Origin of the sequence: Microbispora siamensis, from assembly GCF_016863095.1 — a bacterium.
GTDB classification, from domain to species: domain Bacteria; phylum Actinomycetota; class Actinomycetes; order Streptosporangiales; family Streptosporangiaceae; genus Microbispora; species Microbispora siamensis.
In genome coordinates this window covers 63832-81613 of the sequence record NZ_BOOF01000032.1, presented here as the reverse complement: position 1 = coordinate 81613, position 17782 = coordinate 63832, and the positions used below count along the sequence as shown (strand labels likewise).

The 17782-nt window shown below is 68.7% G+C and carries 19 protein-coding genes and 1 pseudogene; 15 read left to right on the top strand and 5 right to left on the bottom strand.

Going from position 1 to position 17782, the window contains the following annotated elements; genetic code table 11:
- The gene (locus tag Msi02_RS26420; protein WP_204050760.1) at positions 1–765 is read left to right on the top strand and encodes a crotonase/enoyl-CoA hydratase family protein; all 765 of its coding nucleotides are present in this window, start codon (positions 1–3) and stop codon (positions 763–765) included.
- 1 nt (position 766) lies between these two features.
- Here the strand turns inward: Msi02_RS26420 and Msi02_RS26415 are convergent, their stop codons facing one another.
- Positions 767–1438: a TetR/AcrR family transcriptional regulator gene (locus Msi02_RS26415; protein ID WP_079317239.1), complete on the bottom strand. Its 672-nt coding sequence runs from the start codon at positions 1436–1438 to the stop codon at positions 767–769.
- A gap of 103 nt (positions 1439–1541) precedes the next feature.
- On the opposite strand from Msi02_RS26415, the gene Msi02_RS26410 reads away from it, so the two are divergent.
- Genes Msi02_RS26410 through Msi02_RS26400 form a run of 3 tightly spaced genes read left to right on the top strand, consistent with a single transcriptional unit; the run spans position 1542 to position 3412 of the window.
- The gene (locus tag Msi02_RS26410; RefSeq protein ID WP_204050759.1) at positions 1542–2693 is read left to right on the top strand and encodes an acyl-CoA dehydrogenase family protein; all 1152 of its coding nucleotides are present in this window, start codon (positions 1542–1544) and stop codon (positions 2691–2693) included.
- A 21-nt stretch (positions 2694–2714) separates the two neighbouring features.
- Complete coding sequence (locus tag Msi02_RS26405) at positions 2715–3017, top strand: acetyl-CoA C-acetyltransferase (protein ID WP_204050758.1); 303 nt, start codon at positions 2715–2717, stop codon at positions 3015–3017.
- 17 nt (positions 3018–3034) lie between these two features.
- On the top strand, positions 3035–3412 hold the full coding sequence (locus Msi02_RS26400; RefSeq protein WP_204050757.1) for an AMP-binding protein: 378 nt from the start codon (positions 3035–3037) through the stop codon (positions 3410–3412).
- A 140-nt stretch (positions 3413–3552) separates the two neighbouring features.
- Here the strand turns inward: Msi02_RS26400 and Msi02_RS26395 are convergent, their stop codons facing one another.
- From Msi02_RS26395 to Msi02_RS26385, 3 genes and pseudogenes are all read right to left on the bottom strand, one after another.
- Positions 3553–3717 (bottom strand): hypothetical protein, encoded by a 165-nt coding sequence (locus tag Msi02_RS26395; protein ID WP_204050756.1) that lies wholly within the window; start codon positions 3715–3717, stop codon positions 3553–3555.
- Positions 3718–3743: 26 nt separating this feature from the next.
- A pseudogene (locus Msi02_RS26390) lies at positions 3744–4108 on the bottom strand (transposase); the annotation flags it as partial.
- A 347-nt stretch (positions 4109–4455) separates the two neighbouring features.
- Positions 4456–5385 carry a LysR family transcriptional regulator gene (locus tag Msi02_RS26385; RefSeq protein ID WP_204050755.1) on the bottom strand — a complete coding sequence of 310 codons (930 nt, stop codon included), beginning with the start codon at positions 5383–5385 and terminating at the stop codon, positions 4456–4458.
- A gap of 92 nt (positions 5386–5477) precedes the next feature.
- Between Msi02_RS26385 and Msi02_RS26380 the strand changes: the two genes are divergently transcribed.
- Genes Msi02_RS26380 through Msi02_RS26360 form a run of 5 tightly spaced genes read left to right on the top strand, consistent with a single transcriptional unit; the run spans position 5478 to position 10861 of the window.
- On the top strand, positions 5478–6467 hold the full coding sequence (locus tag Msi02_RS26380; protein WP_239108718.1) for a cyclase family protein: 990 nt from the start codon (positions 5478–5480) through the stop codon (positions 6465–6467).
- A 15-nt stretch (positions 6468–6482) separates the two neighbouring features.
- Positions 6483–7613, top strand: coding sequence for an FAD-dependent monooxygenase (locus Msi02_RS26375; protein ID WP_204050754.1), 1131 nt, complete (start codon positions 6483–6485; stop codon positions 7611–7613).
- 35 nt (positions 7614–7648) lie between these two features.
- The gene (locus Msi02_RS26370) at positions 7649–8587 is read left to right on the top strand and encodes a VOC family protein (RefSeq protein ID WP_193209162.1); all 939 of its coding nucleotides are present in this window, start codon (positions 7649–7651) and stop codon (positions 8585–8587) included.
- A 4-nt stretch (positions 8588–8591) separates the two neighbouring features.
- A complete protein-coding gene (locus Msi02_RS26365) occupies positions 8592–9560 on the top strand; it encodes a fumarylacetoacetate hydrolase family protein (RefSeq protein WP_204050753.1) in 969 nt (322 codons plus the stop codon).
- 44 nt (positions 9561–9604) lie between these two features.
- A complete protein-coding gene (locus tag Msi02_RS26360) occupies positions 9605–10861 on the top strand; it encodes an alpha/beta hydrolase family protein (RefSeq protein WP_204050752.1) in 1257 nt (418 codons plus the stop codon).
- A 148-nt stretch (positions 10862–11009) separates the two neighbouring features.
- Here the strand turns inward: Msi02_RS26360 and Msi02_RS26355 are convergent, their stop codons facing one another.
- A complete protein-coding gene (locus Msi02_RS26355; RefSeq protein WP_204050751.1) occupies positions 11010–12275 on the bottom strand; it encodes an ROK family transcriptional regulator in 1266 nt (421 codons plus the stop codon).
- Positions 12276–12655: 380 nt separating this feature from the next.
- On the opposite strand from Msi02_RS26355, the gene Msi02_RS26350 reads away from it, so the two are divergent.
- The 6 genes from Msi02_RS26350 (at position 12656) to Msi02_RS26325 (ending at position 17781) form a co-directional block, all read left to right on the top strand.
- Positions 12656–13954, top strand: coding sequence for an ABC transporter substrate-binding protein (locus tag Msi02_RS26350; protein ID WP_204050750.1), 1299 nt, complete (start codon positions 12656–12658; stop codon positions 13952–13954).
- Between the two features lie 75 nt (positions 13955–14029).
- Positions 14030–14968: a carbohydrate ABC transporter permease gene (locus Msi02_RS26345; RefSeq protein ID WP_204050749.1), complete on the top strand. Its 939-nt coding sequence runs from the start codon at positions 14030–14032 to the stop codon at positions 14966–14968.
- A 14-nt stretch (positions 14969–14982) separates the two neighbouring features.
- Positions 14983–15825 carry a carbohydrate ABC transporter permease gene (locus Msi02_RS26340; protein WP_204050748.1) on the top strand — a complete coding sequence of 281 codons (843 nt, stop codon included), beginning with the start codon at positions 14983–14985 and terminating at the stop codon, positions 15823–15825.
- Between the two features lie 56 nt (positions 15826–15881).
- Entirely contained in the window at positions 15882–16292 is a 411-nt protein-coding gene (locus Msi02_RS26335; RefSeq protein WP_204050747.1) for a C-glycoside deglycosidase beta subunit domain-containing protein, read from the top strand.
- Positions 16289–17383, top strand: coding sequence for a sugar phosphate isomerase/epimerase family protein (locus tag Msi02_RS26330; protein WP_204050746.1), 1095 nt, complete (start codon positions 16289–16291; stop codon positions 17381–17383). Before Msi02_RS26335 ends, Msi02_RS26330 begins: the two co-directional genes overlap by 4 nt.
- Positions 17383–17781 (top strand): C-glycoside deglycosidase beta subunit domain-containing protein, encoded by a 399-nt coding sequence (locus Msi02_RS26325; protein ID WP_204050745.1) that lies wholly within the window; start codon positions 17383–17385, stop codon positions 17779–17781. Before Msi02_RS26330 ends, Msi02_RS26325 begins: the two co-directional genes overlap by 1 nt.
- Position 17782 lies beyond the last annotated feature (1 nt).

Below are 17782 nucleotides of genomic sequence, written 5' to 3'. Positions count from 1 at the left end.
ATGTGCGATGAAGTGATCACCGAGTACGCCGACGGCCTTGCTGTCATCACCATCAACCGCCCGAAGGCACGCAACGCCATCAACCTCTCCGTCGCCGAAGGCATCGCCGCCGCGATGGACAAGCTCGACGCCCGCCAAGACCTGAAAGTCGGCATCCTCACCGGCGCGGGAGACGTCTTCTGCGCCGGTATGGACCTCAAGGCTTTCCTGCGCGGAGAACGCCCCTACGTGCCAGGACGCGGGTTCGCGGGCCTGGTCGAGGCGCCTCCGCGCAAACCGCTCATCGCCGCCGTCGAAGGCTACGCCGTGGCGGGCGGATGCGAGCTGGTGCTGGCGAGTGATCTCGTGGTGGCCGCCCACAACGCCCGGTTCGGCCTGCCCGAGGTACGTCGAGGGCTGGTCGCGGCCGGGGGCGGCCTGCTGCGCCTCCCCGGACGCATCCCGTACCAGATCGGCATGGAACTGGCGCTGACCGGCGACTTGCTGCCCGCGGAACGGGCCCACGCACTCGGCCTGGTCAACCGGCTGACCTCGCCGGGAGAAGCACTGGCGCAGGCCCGGCGGCTCGCCGCCGCGATCGCCGCGAACGGGCCGCTGGCGGTCCGCGTCACCAAGCAGGTGATCGTCGAGTCACGGGGATGGCCGGCGGAGTCCGCCTTCGACCGACAGCGGGAGCTGATCGCCCCGATATTCACCTCGCACGACGCCCAGGAGGGCGCCCGCGCCTTCGCCGAGAAACGGCCGCCGGTGTGGAGGGGGAAGTGATTCAGGTGACCCGTTCCGACGGGTCACCGCCTGCTGTCACGGTCCTATACCGCAGCTCAAGCCCGTCGAGAAGGGACTCAAGACCGACCGCGAAGGCGCTCTCGTTGATCTCCTGCTGTCGCTCGGCGAGGAGATGCGCCTGCCCCAGGTGCGCGTAGTTCTCCTCGTACACGGTCGCGTCATCGGGAAACCCGCCGGCGAAGGAGCCGAGCGCCGAACCCGTGACGAAATACCGCATGAGCGCTCCCACCCGGGTGGCTTCACGGCGAGGCCACCCGGCCGCGACCAGCCCTCCGAAGACGGCGTCGGCGATGTGCAGCGCATGGGGACGCCGTCCGGGCCCCTTGGCCACCACCGGGACGATGTTGGGATGCGCGGCCAGTGTGGCCCGGTAGGACTTCGCCCAGGCCGCCAAGGCCGCGCGCCAGTCACGGTCATCGCCGCCGAGCCGGGCGAACATCGACGTGTCGACCTCGCTGAGCACCGCGTCCACGACGGAATCGACCAGTTCTTCCTTGGTGGCCACGTGGTTGTAGAGCGATGGCCCGCTGACCCCGAGTTCGGTGGCCAGCCGCCGCGTGGAGACGGCGTCGAGCCCTTCGGCGTCGACCAGGGCGAGAGCCGCGGACACGATGCGTTCCCGGCTCAGCAACGGCCGACGAGGTCGCGCCACGACATTCTCCCTGCGCCTGGATGCCATCCCCTAAAACTTGCACCGCTAGTTTACCTGGATTACGATGCAACTAAAACTTGCACTGCTAGTTTTGGAGGACGGGATGAACCTCGAACTGTCCGAGGAACAGATCGCCGTACGGCAACTCGCCGCCGAATTCGTCGCCCGCGAGATCGCTCCCCACGCCGCTGACTGGGACCGCGCGGAATCCGTCGACCGGTCGATCGTGAGCCGGCTGGGCGACCTCGGATTTCTCGGCCTGACGATCCCCGAGGAGTACGGCGGCTCAGCGGGCGATCATCTGGCCTACGCCCTGGTGCTGGAGGAACTCGGCCGGGGTGACTCCGCCGTCCGCGGAATCGTGTCCGTCTCCCTGGGGCTCGTCGCCAAGTCGATCAACACCTACGGTGACGAGGACCAGAAGAACCGGTGGCTGCCCGCACTCACCAGCGGCCAGGCGTTGGGCTGCTTCGCGCTGACCGAGCCCGGCAGCGGATCCGACGCGGCCGCGCTCACCACCAGAGCCGAGCGCGACGGCACGGACTGGGTGATCAACGGCTCCAAGATGTTCATCACCAACGGCACCTGGGCGGACGTCGCCCTGGTCTTCGCCCGCACCGGGGAGCCCGGCCACCGGGGCATCACCGCCTTCCTCGTCCCCACCGACACCCCCGGTCTCGAACGTCGGGAACTGCACGGCAAGCTCGGCCTGCGCGGACAGCCCACCGCTGAGCTGATCTTCGACGCCGTACGGGTACCGGAGCAGGCCGTCCTGGGCCCGGAGGGCAAGGGCTTCTCCATCGCCCTGGCGGCGCTGGCCAAGGGCCGTATGTCCGTCGCCGCAGGATGCGTGGGCCTGGCGCAGGCCTGCCTGGACGCGGCCGTCGCGTACGCCAAGGAACGCGAGCAGTTCGGCAAGCCCATCGCCGCCCACCAACTGGTGCAGGACCTGATCGCGAACATCGCCCTCGACGTCGACGCCGCCCGGCTGCTGGTGTGGCGGGTCGCCGACCACATCGACCGCGGCCTGCCGTTCGCCACGGAATCGTCGATGGCGAAGCTGTACGCGAGCGAGGCGGCCGTGCGCGCCGCGAACGACGCGCTCCAGGTCTTCGGCGGCTACGGCTACATCGACGAGTACCCGGTCTCCAAGTACCTGCGGGACGCGCGGGTGATGACCCTCTACGAAGGCACCAGCCAGGTCCACAAACTGCTGATCGGCCGGGCCCTGACGGGTGTCGCCGCCTTCACCTGAGCCAGTGAAAGGGAACCCCTGATGCGTCCCGTCCCCTTCGCCGCTGCCCGCCGGACTCCCATCCGCAAGGCGTTGACCCGGACCGGCTGGGCGATCGACGACCTCGACACAGCCGAAATCAACGAGGCGTTCGCCGCCCAGGCCCTCGCTTGCCTCCAGGACCTGCACCTCGACCGCGACGGCGGTGCCATCGCACTGGGCCACCCACTCGGCTGCTCGGGCGCGCGCATCCTCACGACCTTGCCGTACCGCATGAACCGCACGGACGCCAGGAAGGGCCTGGCGACCATGTGCGGTGTGGCCGTCCTCGTCCAGCACGACTGAGTCCGCCGGCGGAGACCATGACCCCTGGAACCTGGCGCCGGGTGCGCGCGTTGGCCGCGGCAGTGAGAAAGATCAGCCCAGGTCGCGGCGACCGGATCGCACTGTTGTGTCCTGGCACGATGAGGTCTCACCACATCCGCCACGCCATCCTTGCCGCAGGAGCGGAGGCCGTGCAGGTGAGCCCGCTGATGTCGGTCGACGAGATCATGCGACTGCTCGTGGACAGCGGTGCCGTCGTGATGTTGTGCCACCGCGACATGATCACCCTGGGTTCGCAGGCAGCACGGATGGCGGGCATCCGGCTGTTCACCATCGGCCCACCATCCAGCGCCCCGGGCTCCGACGGCCGTCTGGAAGACCTGGCAGAGGCGCTGGCGGCCACAGCAAAGGGATGAAGCATCACCTTCCTGCGGCGGGAACGCCATCCGGATTCGCTCTCCTTCGTCATCGCATTCTGCTCGGCTAGCCACCCTCCAGGAGGAGGCGGCGAGTGGGTCTCCGCCACGGTATTCGAGCATGCCGAGCGGCCGCCGTGTTACGGCATGAAGCCGCCTTCGTTGACGCCGCCGTCCTGGCGTTCCCAGGGAAGGGTGGGGGCGGGGATGCGGCGGCCGAACGCGCTCGCGGTCCAGGGGTTGGACAGCGGCGCGAGGTAGAGCGACTGCAGGTTGTCCTCGGGGGCGAAGGCGGAGAAGGTCATGTAGAGGGCGCCGTTGAGCCGTACTACCTCTGGGTCCTGGCCTGCGGGAACACCTCAGCGAGCGCCGCCCAGAACCCCAGCGCGCCGTCCCCGGAAACCAGCACCGGCGCGCGCATCCCCGCCGCTTGCAGTCGCGCAGCAGGTCCGCCCACGACTCGGCCGACTCCCGATAGCCGTCGGACAGCGCGATCAACTCCTTGCGGTCGTCGGCGCGCACACCGATCATCACCAGCAGGCACAACCGGTGTTCCTCCAGCCGGACGTTGACGTGCACGCCGTCGGCCCACAGGTAGACGTAGTCCACGCCCGACAGGTCACGATCAGCGAAGGCGCGCTGCTCGGCCTTCCACTGCTCGGTCAGCTTCGTGATGACCGGAGCCGACAGACCGGCAGAGGGTTTCGCGCCACCGCTTCGGCTCCGCCGACCTACACCCCCGCCTCGACCACCAACGTATCCTCCCCGCCCTGCAAGCCCACGGAGAACTCATCCGAGTAGCCGCCGCCGGCGAGAACGTCGCCACCATCTGGGTGAGCGATCAGCAGCATCGGGGCAGCGTTGATGACCTCGAGCGGCTATACGACGGCAGGCCGCCGAGGCTGCTAAGTTCGCCCCCCGCATCTACCGGGGGCTGCACCAGCACCTGGTGCCAGGTGGGTGCCGCAACCACACCCGCCTAACCTGGCTTCGACGTCATCTCACCATCGCGGGTCCACCTTCGGCACAGAACCAGCCGAGAACTAGCCGCTCACCTGTTGGGCGGCGCGCAGGAGCAGATCGCGGAAGAAGGCGTGCTCGGGATTGCGGTCGTAGACCGGGTGCCACCACATTGCGTCGACCAGCGGGCCGACTTCGAAAGGGCAGGGCAGCGAGCGGATCCCGACGTCGACCGAGAGCAGGCGCACCAGCCGCTCCTGCAGCAGCGCGATCCGGCGCGTCCCGGCGACGAGGCCGGGGATGGTCAGGAAACTCTCCGTCACGACCTGGACCCGCGGCTCGATCCCGAGCATCCGCATCTGCCGGGCGGCCGGAGTGGACGCCGTCGGCCCGTAGTAGGTCGCGACCCATGGCATGGCTTCGATCTGCTCGATGGTGAGCGTGTCACCGACGTCGGGGTTGTCCGCCGAGACCACCAGCACCCACCTGTCCCGCAGCACCTCCGCGTGGGGTAGGTCGGTGACGAAACCGTGCGGCACCACCAGCAGGTCCGTTGTCAGCAACGTCTGCTCGGCGTGGTCGACCGCAGCAGGGGTGTTGTGCATCAGCCTCAGACGGGCGCCCGGCGCCTCCTGCCCCAACAGCTCCGTCAGGACGTTGCCGAGGACCGCACTGGCATAGTCGCTGAGCAGGACGCTGAACTCCCGGCTGGACTCCTTCGGGTCGAAGACCGGTTGCGCGGTGAAAATCCGCTCCACACCATCGAGGGCCAACCGCACCTGCGGCTTGAGCTGCGCGGCGAGCGGGCTGAGCCGGTACTCGTTGCCCACCCGGGTGAGCAGCTCGTCACCGAAGTGCCGACGCAGCCGGGCCAGCGACGCCGACAGCGCCGGCTGGCTCAGCCCCAGCTGCTGGGCGGCCCGGGTGACGCTGCGCTGGTCGAGCAGCGCGTCGAGAGACACCAGCAGGTTGAGGTCCAGGTTCGAGAGCCGCATGACCAGCAGCTTATCCATGGCACTGATGGGCGGCATCACCCATTGCGTCTTCCCTGATAACCCTCCCTCCCGCACCATGGTCCACGTCCCCGACCCGAGAGAGGACCTTCGTGCCCCACGTCCCCGCCATGGCGCCCCTGGACCCTGCGGATCCCGAGGGAGCCATCGCCGCCGCCGCCAAACGGAACTCCAATTGGGGTCGCTGGGGCGATGACGATGTGCTCGGCACACTGAACTTCCTCGACGAGGCCAAGCGCCGCGAGGGCGCGGCGCTGGTGCGCCGGGGAGTGAGCTTCTCGCTCGCCCAGTCGTTCGATATGAATGGTCCGCAGAAGGGCTGGCGGCGGCGCACCAACCCGGTGCACACGATGCTCGACACCGGGACCGACGCCGAGCGCGGCACGCAGGGCTTCCCACATGGGCTCGGCGGCGCCGACGATGTGATCTTCATGCCGCTGCAGGCCTCCACTCAATGGGACGGCCTCGGGCATATCTTCGACCACGGCCGCGCCTGGAACGGCCGCCGCGCGGGTGACGTCGTGACCAGCGACGGCGACGCGGTCACCGGCATCGAGACCGTGGCCTCGCTCATCTGCGGCCGTGGGGTGCTCCTCGACGTCGGCCGGGCCATCGGGACCGGCGGCGAACTGCCCGACGGCTTCGCCATCACCACCGAGCACCTCGAGGCGACCATCGCCGCCCAGGGCGAGTCGGCGCATGTCGGCCGCGGCGATCTGCTGTTGGTGCGCACCGGCCGGCTGGCACGGGCACGGCGAGAGGGCTGGGGCGACTACGCCGGCGGGCCCTCCCCCGGCCTGTCGTTCACCACGGCGGACTGGCTGCACGACACCGAGATCGCCGGCATCGCCACCGACACCTGGGGCTTCGAGGTGCGCCCCAATGAGTTCGACGTCGCCTTCCAGCCGCTGCACCAGGTCGCCATCCCCAACATGGGGCTGTTCATCGGTGAGATGTGGGACCTCGACGCGCTGGCCGCCGATTGCGCCGCCGACGGCGTCTGGGACTTCTTCCTCACCGCCGCTCCCCTGCCCGTGACCGGTGCCGTGGGCGCCCCGGTCAATCCGATCGCAGTCAAGTGATCAAGGAGTCCTGACATGCCCGCCGTGAAGAACGTCCTCATCGTCGGCAGCGGCCTGGCCGGCGCCGGAGCAGCCATACACCTGGCCTCCGCCGGGGTGGCAGTGGACCTGGTGGAGATCGAGCCACAGGTCACCGCGCTCGGCTCGGGGATCACCCTCCAGGGCAACGCACTCCGCGAGCTTGACAGACTGGGCGTCTGGGAACGCGCGCGCCAGCGCGGCTACCCTTTCGACGTCACCGGCATCCGGGCGCCCGACCCGTACGGGACAGTGCTCTTCGAGATCCCGGATGCCAAGACCGGCGGCCCGGACTATCCCGCCGTGATGGGGATGTCCCGCCCCGAGCTGGCCCGCGTCCTGCACGACCGCGCCGATGAGGTGGGCGTCAAGATCCGGTACGGGACGACGTTCACCGAACTGCGCCAGGACGACCCCGGGGTCGCCGTCACCTTCTCCGACGAGTCGACCAGCCGGTACGACCTCGTGATCGGTGCGGACGGCATCCGCTCCTGGACCCGCCGTGCGCTGGGCATCGACCTGGAGACCAAGTCGGTCGGCATGGGCATCTGGCGGAGCTTCGGCCCGCGGCCGGCCGGCGTGACACGCACCGACCTCTACTACGGCGGCCCCTCTTACATCGCCGGCTACTGCCCCACCGGTGAGGATTCGCTCTACGCGTACATCGTGGAGGACGCGCAGGACCGCTCCACCCTCACGCCGGAGCAGCGGCTGGCCGTCATGAGGGATCTCTCCCAGGCCTACCACGGACCGTGGGACGAGATCCGGGAGACGCTCACCGATCCCTCCCGGGTCAACTACACGTGGTTCGAGACCCACGTGCTCGCGCCGCCGTGGAACCGCGGGCGAGTCGTGCTCATCGGCGATGCCGCGCACACCTGCCCGCCGACCATCGCCCAGGGCGGCGCCCAGGCTCTTGAGGACGCCGCCGTCCTCACGGAGCTCCTGATCACTCATGACGCCGTCGATCAGAATCTTTGGGACGAGTTCCACGCTCGCCGTGTGGACCGCGCGAAGACCGTCGTCGACGCCTCCAACCAGCTCGCCGCCTGGCAGCTCGCGCACGAACAGGGCGACATTCCCGGCCTCATGCGAACCATCGCGATGCTCGTCAGCCGCCCCGCCTGACCTACCCCTGGCCGATCCGCTACCGGAGAAACCCGATGCCCGAACGTCTGATCACCCATCTACGGCACGTCGATCTCGCCGTGCCCGACCACGCCAAGCAGCTCGAGTTCTACACGAACCTCTGGGGGCTCAAGGCCGAGCACAGCGACACCGGTCTGACCTTCCTGGCCGCCGAGGGGTCGCCCGAGCAGTACGTCGTCCGGCTGCGCGAGTCGGCCGACAAGCGCATCGACCTCATCGCGTTCGGCGCGGCCAGCCGTGCCGACGTCGACACCCTCGCCGGTAACCTCGCCCGCGACGGCGTCCGGCTCATCACGGAGCCGGGCGACCTGCAGACCCCCGGAGGCGGTTACGGCTTCCGGTTCTTCGACAATGAGGGCCGTACGATCGAGATCAGCGCCGATGTCGCCGTACGGAAGCACAGAGCGGTCGAAGAGGGGGAGTCGATCCCCGTTCGACTCTCGCACGTCGTCATCAACTCCGCCGACCCTGAGAGCACCCGCGCCTTCTACGAAAAGCACCTCTCGTTCGCCCTCTCGGACACCCTGATGCACCCTCGCATGGGCGAGATGATGTGGTTCATGCGGATCAACGCCTGGCACCACAGCCTGGCGATCGCCCGCTGCCCGCACCCCTCGCTGCACCACGCCTCGTTCGAGATGCGTGGCCTGGACGAGTACATGCGGGGCACCGGCCGGGTGCTGCGCGCCGGCGTGGAGAAGATCTGGGGGCCCGGACGGCACCTGGCCGGCAACAACACCTTCAGCTACTTCCTTGACCCGTCCGGCAACACCATGGAGTACACGACCGAGCTGGAAGTCCTCGACGAGGACACCTGGCACCCCCATGTGTACGACTTCAGCAAGCCCGAGGTCAGCGACCAGTGGGGCACCGCGAACGCGATGAACGAGTTCGTCGCGCAGCGCTCGTTCAACGACCCCGACCAGGGTCTGTTCGTCGCACCTCCGGTCTGAGCCCATGAAGTTCGCAACCTGGGAAGACGGCGGGACCGTCACCGCCGGCGTCGTCGGTGAGCACGGGCTGCACGCCCTTCCAGCCGGCGTGACCGTGCTCGACCTGGTCCGCGCGGGGCTGCCCGCGGCGCTGGAGGCGGGGGCGGCCACGCTGTCCGCGCCGCCGGTCCCGCTTGACCGTGTCCGGCTGCTGCCGCCGCTGCAGCCGGAGACGATCCGCGACTTCGTCGCGTTCGAGGAGCACGTCGAGGGCGTGGTCATGAGTGTCGGCGATGGCGGCGGGGTCGCGGCGGAGTGGTACGAGGCGCCGACCTTCTACTTCACCAACCCCTACCCGCTCTACGGTGCACACGACGACATACCGGTGCCTCCCGGCTCCCGGCTGTTCGACTTCGAGCTGGAGGTCGCGGCCGTGGTCGGCCGGAAGGTGGCCTCGGAGACCCCGGACCGAGTCCGTGATGCGATCTTCGGGTACGCCGTGCTCAACGACTGGTCCGCCCGGGACCTGCAGCGCCGGGAGATGAAGGTCTTGCTCGGCCCGGCCAAGGGCAAGGACTCCGCCACCACGTTGGGCCCCTGGCTGGTGACCGCCGACGAGCTGGAGCCCTACCGGGACGACGAGGGCTTCCTGCCCCTCGACATGCGAGTCAGCGTCAACGGCGTCGAGGTGGGTCAGGACCTGCTGTCGAACATGGGCTGGCCGTTCGAGGATCTCATCTCCTACGCCGCCCGCGGCACCGTCCTGCGTCCCGGCGACGTACTCGGTTCGGGCACATGCGGCCACGGCGGCTGCCTCGCCGAGCTGTGGGGCCGCCGCGGCGAGATCAGCCCTCCTCCGCTGCGACCGGGCGACGTCGTGGAGATGACCGTGGAGGGTATCGGCACCATCCGCAACCGCGTCGTACCCGGACCCGAGCTGCCGCCTGTCGAGCCGGCCCGGCCACGGCCTCGGGCGCGTCAGCGGACTAACTGATCAGGAGCGCGCCCTGCCCGCGCTCCGGCTTGAGAGGAACCACAGTGTTTGAGTATTTTCCGGGCAACTACGTCTGGAACCTCGGCGTCGTCGCCACGCTGAACTCGGGCGGGCTGATCGACGAGGTGGACCGCGCGTGCCGCCCGATCAAGGAGGCCGCCGCCCAGGGCGAGGACGCCGGCACGCCCGACCTGCTACGCGCCTGGACCGCCCTCACCGACCAGCTGGTCGCCCAGGCGCAGGACGCGGAGAAGGCGGGGCACACCCGTACGGCCGGGCAGCTGTACTTCCGCGCGACCAACTACCTGTGTCAGGCCGAGCGGATGCTGTCGAACTCCGACCCGAACCGCATCCCGACCTACAAGCGGGTGCTGGAGCTGGCGCAGAAGGCGTTCGACCTCAGGGACCCGCGCGTCTCCCGGGTGGCCATCCCCTACGAGGGCACGACGCTGCCGGCCTACTTCAGCGCCGCCCCGGCCACCGACGCCGGCCCCGCGCCGGTCGTCGTGCTGGTCAACGGGCTGGACTCGACCAAGGAGCACATGTACTCCTCGAGTCACTGGGAGGAGCTGGCCGCACGCGGCATCTCCTGCCTGATGCTCGATCACCCCGGCACCGGTGAGGCGCTCCGGCTGCAGGGGCTCACCGCCCGCGTCGACGCCGAAGCTTGGGCCGGGGCGGTGGTCGACTGGCTGGAAGCCCGGCCGGACGTCGACCGCGGCCGCATCGGCATCGTCGGCTGGTCGCTGGGCGGCTACTACGCTCCCCGCGCCGCGGCCTTCGAGAAGCGCTTCGCCCTGTGCGTGGCTTGGGGCGCCAACCACGACTGGGGCGCTGTCCAGCGCCGCAGACTCGAACGGGAGGGCGAGCGGCCGGTCCCGCACTACTGGGAGCACGTCTTGTGGGTGTGGGGCCACACCGATCTGCGGGAGTTCATCGAGTTCGCCGACCAGGTGAACCTGGAAGGCGTCGTCGAGAAGATCACCGTACCCTTCCTCATCGCGCACGGGGCGAACGACCGGCAGATCCCACTGGAGTACGCACACCGCTCCTACGAACAGGCGGTCAACTCCCCCAAGCGGGAGTTGCGGATCTTCACCGCCGAGGAGGGGGCCACGGAGCACATCGGCTTGGACCATCTGCCCCACGTCAGCGTCTTCATCGCCGACTGGGTCGCCGACACCTTCGCCCGAACTCGGCGGCCCCGCGGCCTGACGGCGCGCCACGAGCCGAAGTCCGCCGACAAGGGACATTCGATGACTGAGGCTCGGCGACAGCAGGGTTATGCGCTCACATCCTGAGGGCGAGGCCGGGGTCGTCGAGGTCCACCGGCCCGGGAGCGGGTAGCCGCGCTCGTGGCCGGCCTCGCCGCCCGCGACCGCGAGCAATCCCCGCGTCCGGTGCTCGCGGTCACCTTGGCGAGGTGGACGGGAGCACGGACTCCTCGGCTCAGGCCGCGGAGCGCTCCCCCGCCGAGGGCAGGTCCGGATGCCCCGCGGGCGTGGAGAACGGGAGCCACTGCGCGAGCAGGCGAGGTGTGAACAGCTCATCGAGAACCAGGTGCACCGCCCCGGCGAGCCCCGCCTCCCCCAGAGACGTCGGTTCGATCCGCAGTGTCCGCGTGGCGAGCGGAAGAGAGCGGCGGTAGACGGCCTCACGAATGGCGGCCAGGACGTGGTCGCCGGCGCTGACCACCCCGCCGCCGAGGACGACGAGCGCCGGGTTGTAGAAGCTGACGAGCGTGGCGAGCGCGGTCCCGACGAGCCGGCCGGCGCGGGCCAGGAGGGCGCGGGCCGCCGCGTCTCCCCTCCCGGCGGCCACCGTGACGTCAGCGGTGGTCAGTGTGCCCTTCGCCGCCAGGATCTCCGTCAGCACCCGGCTGCCCCCGCTCTCGGCCAGCCGCCGCCCCTCGCGCGCCAGTGCCGCCCCGCCGGCGACCGCCTCGAGACACCCGGCATTCCCACAGCGACAGATGACGTTCTCCGCCTCCGGGACCGCGATGTGCCCGATGTCGCCGGCGCACCCGTTCGTCCCCCGGTGCAGCCGACCGCCGGACACCAACCCGGCCCCGATCCCGGTGCCGATCTTGACGTAGAGCAGGTCCTGCGCGTCTCCTATGGTGGAATTGGTACGCAGCTCCCCCAGTGCCAGCAGGTTGACGTCGTTGTCCACCCAGGTCGGCGCGTCGTAGCGGCGCGACAACCGATCACGGATCGGGTATCCGTCCCAGCCGGGCATGATCGGCGGGGACACCGGAAGGCCGGTCGCGAATTCGACTGGTCCTGGGACACCGACCCCGATGCCCCACACACTCCGCCCCTCCACAGCCCCGGCCAGTAGCCCGTCGACGAGCTGCTCAACCCGGGCCATGATCACCTCCGGGCCGTCGGCGATGTCAACGGGCTCTTCCACGCTCTCGAGCACCCGACCCGAGAGGTCCGCGACGCCGATCTCCATTCCGGTCGCACCGATGTCCACACCGACAACCCGGCCGGCTTCCGCGCGCAGCCGCAGCTGACGAGGAGCGCGCCCCCCGGTGGAGGGACCGACCCCCGCGCGGGCCACAAGCCCCGCCGACTCCAGCTCCGCGATGCGCGCCGCGACGACGCTGCGGCCGAGCTCCAACTGCTGGGAGATAAGCGGCTGGGTCATCCCGTGGCTGCCGCGGATCGCCGCGAGGACGGCGGCCAGGCTGTCCATCCGCCCAGAGGGCACTTCCCCTCCTTGCTTCCCCTAGGACACAGGCCAGGAATTCCGATCATGCTCGACAAAAGTAGCAGCAGACTGCTTGACCGGAGGAGCCCCTTGTGCGCGGGCCGGTCCGGCCGAAGCAGGTTGCCGACAGGAGACATCGCATGTGAGAGGCCATTTCCAAAGAACGGAACCGCGATGCACTCCCGTGGCCAGAGAGTTCCGGCGGGCCATCGCAGGGTCCGTGGTTCGCCCGGCCTCCCAATAGATCCGGTCTATGCTGCCCATCAGCAAACTTATGTTGTTTACCGACAGAATAGCTGTAACACTCCCGACATACGCGATTCGTCCAGTGGATCCCTCACTCACTGTCACCCCTCTTCCCGGCCCTCGAAAGGCTCACCATGACGTTCTCGATCGCCCGGCACCGCCGCCGCGCTGCCGCCGTGGCGTTGCCTCTGGCCACCGGCCTGCTCCTCGCCGCCTGCGGAGGCGAGGACGGCAGCACCGCCAACGGTGAGGAGCCGCAGACCATCACGTTGTCCTACGCGAGCGCGAACACCGGCGAGAAGGCGTACGAAACCCTCGCTCAGGACTACATGAAGGCGCATCCGGGCGTCACGATCAAGACCAACCGGATCGCGCTGAACGCCTACAACCAGACGCTGACGACGCAGATGCAGGCCGGCAACGGACCGGATGTCATGTACATCAACGCCGGCACCGGTCAGGCGGGCTCGGTGGGCCAGCTCGGAAAGGCCGGCCTCCTGATGGACCTGGACTCCAGCCTCAAGAGTGTCCTTCCCGAGGGCACCGAAGAGCTCTATTCGCTCGACGGCAAGCTCTTGGGGGTGCCGTCCGCCGTGACGATCAGCGCGATCGTCTACAACGACGACCTCGCCAAGCAGAACGGTGTGACGGTCACGCCTTCGTCCACCCTCCAGGACGTGCTGTCACAGTGCGGCAAGGTGAAGGCGGCGGGTAAATCGATCTTCGGGCTGGCCGGGTCCGTTCCGCAGAACCCCGGCATCATGGCGATGGAGATCGCCTCCTCCACCGTGTACGGCCCGAACCCGAACTGGAACCAGGACCGGGCCGCCGGCAAGACCACCTTCGCGCAGACGCAGGGGTGGCGCGACGCCCTGCAGGCCGTGATCGACCTGAACAAGTCGGGCTGCTTCCAGGACGGCGCGGCGGGGGCCGGCTTCGACGCCCTGACCAACGGCGCCAGCCAGGGCAAGCTCTTCGGTTTCTTCGCGCCGAGCGGGGCGACCAAGGACATCATGGACGCGGCGCAAGGGCACGTGAAGCTCATCGCGCTGCCGTTCCCGGCGCCCCAGGGCACGCAGACCTACGCTGCGCTGACTGCCAACATCGGTCTGGCCGGCAACGCGAAAACGAAGAGCCCGAAGCTCGTCCAGGACTTCATCAAGTTCTCCGTCTCTCCGGACGAGGCGAAGAAGTTCGCCGACGCACAGGGCAGCATCCCGGTGGGCAGCGACATCGCAACGTCGGACCTGCTGCCTCAGTACCAGCCCATCGCGGACATGCTGAAGAACAAGCAGTACCGCCCCTTCGGCATCGACACCTGGCCCAACGGCCAGGTTTACGACGCCCTCGGCAGCGGCGCGACCGGCCTGCTCACGGGTCAGAAGACGATCGACGACGTGCTCAAGGCGATGGACGCTGCCTGGAGCAGCTGAGCCCGGCCGGCGTTGGGGTGGGATCTGCCGCCCCGCACGCCACCCGACGCGGAAACAGGGACTAGGGACGGCAAGATGACCATGACGGAAAGCCAAGCCGGCGCGGTGGGAGCCACGGCCGCGACCCCGAAGCCGGCGGCAGGCAGACAGCGCGCGTACCGCATCGGCTACGGCTATTGGTGGTGGGCGCTGCCGGCCGTGGCGCTCATGCTGGCCTTCATCTACGCGACGACCGCCAGCGGCGCCTTCTACGCCTTCACCAACTGGACGGGCATCGGCTCCTTCGACTTCATCGGTCTCAAGAACTTCACACGGATCTTCCAGACGGAGGAACTCACCGGAGCGCTCGTCAACACGCTGCTGCTGGCATTCGGCTTCGTGCTCGGCAGCAACATCCTGGGACTGCTGTTCGCACTGGCCCTCAACCGCGGCCTCAAGACGCGATACGTCCTGCGGACATTGCTGTTCATGCCCGTGGTCATCGCCCCGATCGCGGTCTCCTACATCTGGAAGTTCATCTTCGCCTTCGACGGCCCGCTCAACGAGACGCTCGGCGCCGTCGGCCTGAAGAGCTGGCAGCGCGACTGGCTGGCCGACCCGAAGCTCGCGCTCCTGGCCGTCCTCGTCGTCATGGTCTGGCAGAACATCGGCTTCACCATGGTGATCTACCTCGCCGGCCTGGCCACCGTCCCCGTGGAACTGGAGGAGGCCGCCGCCCTGGACGGCGCGGGCCCCCTGCGTCGTTTCCGGTCGGTCACGATGCCGATGATCCAGCCCTCCATCGCGATCGCGACGACACTATCACTCATCCAGGGGCTGCGGATCTTCGACCAGGTCATCGCACTCACCGGCGGGGGCCCCGCAGGCGCCACACAGACGCTGGCGACAGAGGTGTACCAGCACACGTTCGTCTTCAGCAATTTCGGTTTCGGCGCGGCCCTGGCCCTGGTGCTGAGCGTGCTCATCCTCATCTTCACCGTCGTCCAGCAGTACGCCACCCGCGACCGCCTCTAGATCGGACGAAAGCCGTGTTCCACTACACGAAGAAGACGCTGCTCCTCGAGATCGTCACGATCCTGGCGGCGGTCGTGATGTTGATGCCCTTCTACTTTCTGATCTCCACGTCGCTGAAGACGCAGGATCAGGTGCTCACCACGTCGTCGCTGTCCTTCCCGGTCAGTCCGACCTTCGAGAACTTCGTCACGCTGCTTTCGCCCTCCAGTGACGCGTCGTCGAGCATATTCCAGGGGTTGCTCAACAGCGTGATCATCACCGCCGGGACCATCGCCGCCCTCGTGGTGATCGGCTCCCCCGCGGCCTACGTGTTCGCCCGCAGCACCAGCCGCTGGAGCACCCGGACGTACTACCTGTTCATGATCGCGATCCTGCTGCCCACCCAGCTCGGTGTCGTGCCGCTCTACGTCGAGGCGCGCGACCTCGGCCTGGTGGGGACGCCGTTCGGGATGATCGTGGTCTACACCGGCATGCTCATCCCGCTGTCGGTATTCCTCTACGGCGGCTTCTTCCGGAGGCTACCGCGAGACTACGAGGAGGCGGCGACGGTCGACGGCGCCTCCCGGACCAGGATTTTCGCCCAGGTGGTGTTCCCTCTCATGGGCCCGGCCACCGGAACGGTCGCCATCCTCGCCGGCCTGATCGTGTGGAACGACTTCTTCACCGCGCTGATCTTCCTGAACGGTTCGGGATTCCAGACGTTGCCGGTGGTCATGTACAACTACGTCGGCTCACTGGTCTCACAGTGGAACCTGATCTTCGCTGTCGTGATCATCTCGATGGTTCCCATTCTCGCCTTCTACTTCTTCGCCCAGAAGAAGTTCATCCAGGGCTACGCCGGCGGGCTGAAGGGCTGACCCCTTCCTTCCTGCCCCCGGCAGCCCTCTCACGCCTTTGAGGAACACCTGCATTGATGCCGGAACAGATCATCGAGCCCGGGACGCTGGCCGCCCGGGGGGACCGGGTGCGGCTCTCCGTCCGCATGCCCTGGTACCGGGCCCTGCCGCTGTCGTCCGTCGCCGACGTCCGGTGGATGGTCGACGGGGCGCAGGTGCCGCGTGACTCCATCACCTGGACCGTCGACGGTCGCTCCCACCGGCTCGACGACCTACCCGCCCGCCATGACCTGTGGTGGTACGTCCTCGACTCCGCGGAGCTCGAGGGCGATCTGCCCGCTCTGGACGACCGGGCCGAGCACCGGGTGAGCGTGACGTTGAGCCTGTACATCCCCTACATCACCACCGACCTGGGGGTTCTCAGGATCGAGGAGAAGGACGCCAAGACGATGCCGCTGACGGTGACGCGGAAAGGCAGGTCCGCATGACCGCGCCCGGCACGCCCGTGCAGGGGGTCACGCTCTACAGCTTCACCCGCGCCTTCCACGGGCGGCGGTACACGTTCGAGGAACTGGTGCGCGAGGTGGCCCGCCGTGGTCTCGGTCCCGGGCTGGAACTCGTCGGCTTCCAGAGCATCAAGGGATTCCCGGACGTCGACCCCGGTTTCGTGACACGCTTCCGGTCGCTGATCGACGAGACCGGTCTCGTACCGACCTGCCTCAGCGCGAACGCCGACGCCGGGCTGCGCCGCGACCGGATGCTCACCGACGACGAACTCGTCGACTACATGCGCCCCCAGATCGCCGTCGCCCGCGAGCTCGGCTTCCCTGTCGTACGGGTGCAGATCTCGCTCACCCCCGACGACATGGAGCGGCTGCTCCCGGTGGCCGAACAGCACGGCGTCCGGCTCGGCCTGGAGATCCACTCCCACCAGCACCCCAGGCACCCGCGCATCCAGGCGCTGCTCGAACGCTACGAGAAGCTCGGGTCGCCCCTGCTCGGCTTCGTCCCCGACTGGGGCGCGTCGCTGCGGGCGGTGCCGTCGACGCTGCTGCGCAAGTACCGCGAGGCGGGGTACGACGAGGACCTTCTGACGGGGATCGAGCAACTGTGGCGGGAGCACCACGCCGAGGGGCCCCCGATGACCGAGCCGCAGCACGGACGGTGGTTCCGGCAGGTCATGGAGCTGGCCCACCGCCATGGTGCCGGTGACCGGGCGATCGAGATGGCGGTCAACATCACCGGACTGTTCGGCCACGCGCCGGCGTCCGACTGGGCCGAGGTCCTTCCCTGGGCCGTGCACACCCACGGAAAGTTCTACGAGATCGACGCCGACGGCGACGAGCCGTCGGTGCCGGTGCGCGAGCTGGTCGACCTGTGGGTCGGGAGCGGCTACTCGGGAGCGATCTCCAGCGAGTGGGAGGGCTTCCACTGGAACGACTGGGACGACCCCTTCGACGTCGTCGCCCGTGAGCAGGCCCTCATCCGTGCGAGCGCCGCCGCGAACGGCTCTCGCGTGATCGTCGATCCGGCCGAGGCCCGCCGCCTGGTGGGCCTGCGGGAAGGAAGGAACATCTGATGGCCACCGATGACACGGTCCTGACCGAGGACAGCCTGACCCGGCGTCCCGGCGGTCTGGCGGTCGCCCTCAAGGTGCCGTGGTACCGCAGCCTCTGGCTGTCGAGTGTCAGCGACATCGCCGTGACAGTGGACGGGGAGCGCGTCCCCCGCGACGACCTGCGGGTCGAGCTGGGCGAACGCACCTACCACGTCGACGAGCTGAAGGAGCAGTGGGACACGCTCTGGTTCATCCAGGACCGCCTCCAGGTCGTGGTCCCACGCGAGAAGCCGCCGGCGGAGGGCCAGGAGGTCGATGTCGAGGTGGCCGTCGAACTACGGCTTCCGTACATGCAGATCGCCCCCATGACGTACGTGACCAACCACGCGACCAACCGCCGCACGCTGACTGCGCGTTGAG